This window comes from Listeria sp. MAN/IMW/UF555, assembly GCF_058684075.1.
The window spans coordinates 1-5,343 of the sequence record NZ_JBZWZS010000006.1; the positions used below are offsets into that span (position 1 = coordinate 1).

The window sequence follows — 5,343 nt, forward strand, 5'->3', positions numbered from 1 at the left end:
ATTGCCCGGCAGCGACCTACTCTCGCAGGGGGAAGCCCCCAACTACCATTGGCGCAGAGAAGCTTAACTACCGTGTTCGGGATGGGAACGGGTGTGACCTTCTCGCCATAACTACCAGACAATATGAAGTTGTTGAAAGATTGCTCTCTCAAAACTAGAGAAGAAAGGGTTCAGTTAGGTAACTTCGTTTCATTTTTTGGTTAAGTCCTCGATCGATTAGTATTTGTCCGCTCCATGTATCGCTACACTTCCACTCCAAACCTATCTACCTGATCATCTTTCAGGGATCTTACTTTCCGAAGAAATGGGAAATCTCATCTTGAGGGGGGCTTCACGCTTAGATGCTTTCAGCGTTTATCCCTGCCACACATAGCTACCCAGCGATGCTCCTGGCGGAACAACTGGTACACCAGCGGTGTGTCCATCCCGGTCCTCTCGTACTAAGGACAGCTCCTCTCAAATTTCCTGCGCCCGCGACGGATAGGGACCGAACTGTCTCACGACGTTCTGAACCCAGCTCGCGTGCCGCTTTAATGGGCGAACAGCCCAACCCTTGGGACCGACTACAGCCCCAGGATGCGACGAGCCGACATCGAGGTGCCAAACCTCCCCGTCGATGTGGACTCTTGGGGGAGATAAGCCTGTTATCCCCGGGGTAGCTTTTATCCGTTGAGCGATGGCCCTTCCATGCGGAACCACCGGATCACTAAGCCCGACTTTCGTCCCTGCTCGACTTGTCAGTCTCGCAGTCAAGCTCCCTTGTGCCTTTACACTCTGCGAATGATTTCCATCCATTCTGAGGGAACCTTTGGGCGCCTCCGTTACTCTTTAGGAGGCGACCGCCCCAGTCAAACTGCCCACCTGACACTGTCTCCCCACGCGCTTAGCGTGGCGGGTTAGAATGGTCATACAGCCAGGGTAGTATCCCACCATTGCCTCCTCGTATGCTAGCGCACACGTCTCTTCGGCTCCTACCTATCCTGTACAAGCGGTACAAACATTCCATATCAGGTTGCAGTAAAGCTCCACGGGGTCTTTCCGTCCTGTCGCGGGTAACCTGCATCTTCACAGGTACTATAATTTCACCGAGTCTCTCGTTGAGACAGTGCCCAGATCGTTGCGCCTTTCGTGCGGGTCGGAACTTACCCGACAAGGAATTTCGCTACCTTAGGACCGTTATAGTTACGGCCGCCGTTTACTGGGGCTTCAATTCGTACCTTCGCCGAAGCTAAGCACTCCTCTTAACCTTCCAGCACCGGGCAGGCGTCAGCCCCTATACGTCACCTTACGGTTTTGCAGAGACCTGTGTTTTTGCTAAACAGTCGCCTGGGCCTATTCACTGCGGCTCTCTCGGGCTTGCACCCTAATAGAGCACCCCTTCTCCCGAAGTTACGGGGTCATTTTGCCGAGTTCCTTAACGAGAGTTCTCTCGCTCACCTTAGGATTCTCTCCTCATCTACCTGTGTCGGTTTGCGGTACGGGCAGTACTACTCTTCCTAGAGGCTTTTCTTGACAGCGTGAAATCAGGAACTTCCGTACTTAATTTCCTTCCCCATCACAGCTCATGCTTCGCAAGAAGCGGATTTGCCTACTTCTCACACTCACTGCTTGGACGCACATTTCCATTCGTGCGATTCCCTATCCTTCTGTGTCACCCCATCGGTTAAACAATTAGCACTGGTACAGGAATCTCTACCTGTTGTCCATCGCCTACGCCTATCGGCCTCGGCTTAGGTCCCGACTAACCCTGAGCGGACGAGCCTTCCTCAGGAAACCTTAGATATTCGGTGGAAGGGATTCTCACCCTTCTTTCGCTACTCATACCGGCATTCTCACTTCTAAGCGCTCCACCAGTCCTTCCGGTCTGACTTCACCGCCCTTAGAACGCTCTCCTACCACGAACCTCCGAAGAGGTTCATCCACAGTTTCGGTAATATGTTTAGCCCCGGTACATTTTCGGCGCGGGGTCACTCGACCAGTGAGCTATTACGCACTCTTTCAATGGTGGCTGCTTCTAAGCCAACATCCTGGTTGTCTAAGCAACCCCACATCCTTTTCCACTTAACATATATTTGGGGACCTTAACTGGTGGTCTGGGCTGTTTCCCTTTCGACTACGGATCTTATCACTCGCAGTCTGACTCCCGAGTATAAGTACATGGCATTCGGAGTTTATCTGAATTCGGTAACCCGAGAAGGGCCCCTAGTCCAAACAGTGCTCTACCTCCATGACTCTTTACCTCGAGGCTAGCCCTAAAGCTATTTCGGAGAGAACCAGCTATCTCCAAGTTCGATTGGAATTTCTCCGCTACCCACACCTCATCCCCGCACTTTTCAACGTGCGTGGGTTCGGACCTCCAGTAAGTATTACCTTACCTTCATCCTGGACATGGGTAGATCACCTGGTTTCGGGTCTACGACCTGTTACTTATGCGCCCTATTCAGACTCGCTTTCGCTACGGCTCCGCTTTTTCCGCTTAACCTTGCAACAAATCGTAACTCGCCGGTTCATTCTACAAAAGGCACGCTATCACCCATTAACGGGCTCTAACTACTTGTAGGCACACGGTTTCAGGAACTGTTTCACTCCCCTTCCGGGGTGCTTTTCACCTTTCCCTCACGGTACTGGTTCACTATCGGTCACTAGGGAGTATTTAGCCTTGGGAGATGGTCCTCCCGGATTCCGACGGAATTTCACGTGTTCCGCCGTACTCAGGATCCACTCTGGAGGGAAAGCCATTTCAACTACCGGGCTGTTACCGTCTTTGGCGGGCCTTTCCAGACCGCTTCATTTATAACTTTCTTTTGTAACTCCGTATAGAGTGTCCTACAACCCCAAGAAGCAAGCTTCTTGGTTTGGGCTCTTTCCGTTTCGCTCGCCGCTACTCAGGAAATCGATTTTTCTTTCTCTTCCTCCAGGTACTTAGATGTTTCAGTTCCCTGGGTCTGCCTTCCTCACGCTATGTATTCACGTAAGGATACTATCCGACTAAAGATAGTGGGTTCCCCCATTCGGAAATCTCTGGATCAACGCTTACGTACAGCTCCCCAAAGCATATCGGTGTTAGTCCCGTCCTTCTTCGGCTCCTAGTGCCAAGGCATCCACCGTGCGCCCTTTCTAACTTAACCAATTTACTTCTACGAAGTAAAGGTTGTTTTTCTGATGTTCCGTATCAGCGATGATACTTCCTATCAGATGAAAGATTCACTTTCAGATGATTCTCGGTTACTTGTGTCATAAATAATAAATTATCTATGCTAACTTTACTAACTTTCTTATCTAGTTTTCAAAGAACAATTTTGGTGGAGCCTAGCGGGATCGAACCGCTGACCTCCTGCGTGCAAAGCAGGCGCTCTCCCAGCTGAGCTAAGGCCCCTAAAAGGAATTAAATTGGATGTTTTCTTCGTGTCAGAAAGAAAAAGTGGGCCTAAATGGACTCGAACCATCGACCTCACGCTTATCAGGCGTGCGCTCTAACCAGCTGAGCTATAGGCCCGTCAAAAATGTAGTGGCGCTATGCTCCATGCATGTTGCCTTGCGTACTTTATCTGACATACAAGAGAGTGACCTCTCAAAACTGAACAAATAGAGAAGAACGAAAACTCACAGGTTTCCTTTTCCTTAGAAAGGAGGTGATCCAGCCGCACCTTCCGATACGGCTACCTTGTTACGACTTCACCCCAATTATCTGTCCCACCTTCGGCGGCTGGCTCCATAAAGGTTACCCTACCGACTTCGGGTGTTACAAACTCTCGTGGTGTGACGGGCGGTGTGTACAAGGCCCGGGAACGTATTCACCGTGGCATGCTGATCCACGATTACTAGCGATTCCGGCTTCATGTAGGCGAGTTGCAGCCTACAATCCGAACTGAGAATGGTTTTATGGGATTGGCTCCACCTCGCGGCTTCGCGACCCTTTGTACCATCCATTGTAGCACGTGTGTAGCCCAGGTCATAAGGGGCATGATGATTTGACGTCATCCCCACCTTCCTCCGGCTTGCACCGGCAGTCACTTTAGAGTGCCCAACTAAATGCTGGCAACTAAAATCAAGGGTTGCGCTCGTTGCGGGACTTAACCCAACATCTCACGACACGAGCTGACGACAACCATGCACCACCTGTCACTTTGTCCCCGAAGGGAAAGCTCTGTCTCCAGAGTGGTCAAAGGATGTCAAGACCTGGTAAGGTTCTTCGCGTTGCTTCGAATTAAACCACATGCTCCACCGCTTGTGCGGGCCCCCGTCAATTCCTTTGAGTTTCAACCTTGCGGTCGTACTCCCCAGGCGGAGTGCTTAATGCGTTAGCTGCAGCACTAAGGGGCGGAAACCCCCTAACACTTAGCACTCATCGTTTACGGCGTGGACTACCAGGGTATCTAATCCTGTTTGCTCCCCACGCTTTCGCGCCTCAGCGTCAGTTACAGACCAGAGAGTCGCCTTCGCCACTGGTGTTCCTCCACATATCTACGCATTTCACCGCTACACGTGGAATTCCACTCTCCTCTTCTGCACTCCAGTCTTCCAGTTTCCAATGACCCTCCCCGGTTAAGCCGGGGGCTTTCACATCAGACTTAAAAGACCGCCTGCGCGCGCTTTACGCCCAATAAATCCGGACAACGCTTGCCACCTACGTATTACCGCGGCTGCTGGCACGTAGTTAGCCGTGGCTTTCTGGTTAGATACCGTCAAGGGACAAGCAGTTACTCTTATCCTTGTTCTTCTCTAACAACAGTACTTTACGATCCGAAAACCTTCTTCATACACGCGGCGTTGCTCCGTCAGACTTTCGTCCATTGCGGAAGATTCCCTACTGCTGCCTCCCGTAGGAGTCTGGGCCGTGTCTCAGTCCCAGTGTGGCCGATCACCCTCTCAGGTCGGCTATGCATCGTTGCCTTGGTAGGCCATTACCCTACCAACTAGCTAATGCACCGCGGGCCCATCTGTAAGCGATAGCCGAAACCATCTTTCAAGAGCGTGGCATGCGCCACACTCTATCATTCGGTATTAGCCCCGGTTTCCCGGAGTTATCCCCAACTTACAGGCAGGTTGCCCACGTGTTACTCACCCGTCCGCCACTAACTTTGGAAGAGCAAGCTCTTCCTCCGTTCGTTCGACTTGCATGTATTAGGCACGCCGCCAGCGTTCGTCCTGAGCCAGGATCAAACTCTCTTTAAAATATAAATTGAATTTGAATACTTATTCAACACCGTGAATAAGATTCCTTGCGTCAAATTGACTTCGCTAGCAATTAAATTACTAGTTTGTTTTTGTTGAAAACAGCTTTCTGTTTTCTGCCCTGCGATTACCAGTGAGACTTTACGTCTCATTGCTTTTCGTCTTCTT

General features: G+C 50.9%; 2 tRNA genes and 3 rRNA genes. All 5 read right to left on the reverse strand.

The window, feature by feature from the left end:
- Positions 1-3 precede the first annotated feature (3 nt).
- A 5S ribosomal RNA gene (gene rrf / locus AC4PG8_RS13755) occupies positions 4-119 on the reverse strand.
- A gap of 77 nt (positions 120-196) precedes the next feature.
- Positions 197-3,128, reverse strand: a 23S ribosomal RNA gene (locus tag AC4PG8_RS13760).
- A 172-nt stretch (positions 3,129-3,300) separates the two neighbouring features.
- Positions 3,301-3,376: transfer RNA gene (locus tag AC4PG8_RS13765), tRNA-Ala, on the reverse strand.
- A 46-nt stretch (positions 3,377-3,422) separates the two neighbouring features.
- Positions 3,423-3,496 (reverse strand) — tRNA-Ile (locus tag AC4PG8_RS13770).
- 129 nt (positions 3,497-3,625) lie between these two features.
- A 16S ribosomal RNA gene (locus tag AC4PG8_RS13775) occupies positions 3,626-5,175 on the reverse strand.
- The 16S, 23S and 5S rRNA genes sit together here with 2 tRNA genes alongside, the layout of an rRNA operon.
- Positions 5,176-5,343: the final 168 nt, after the last annotated feature.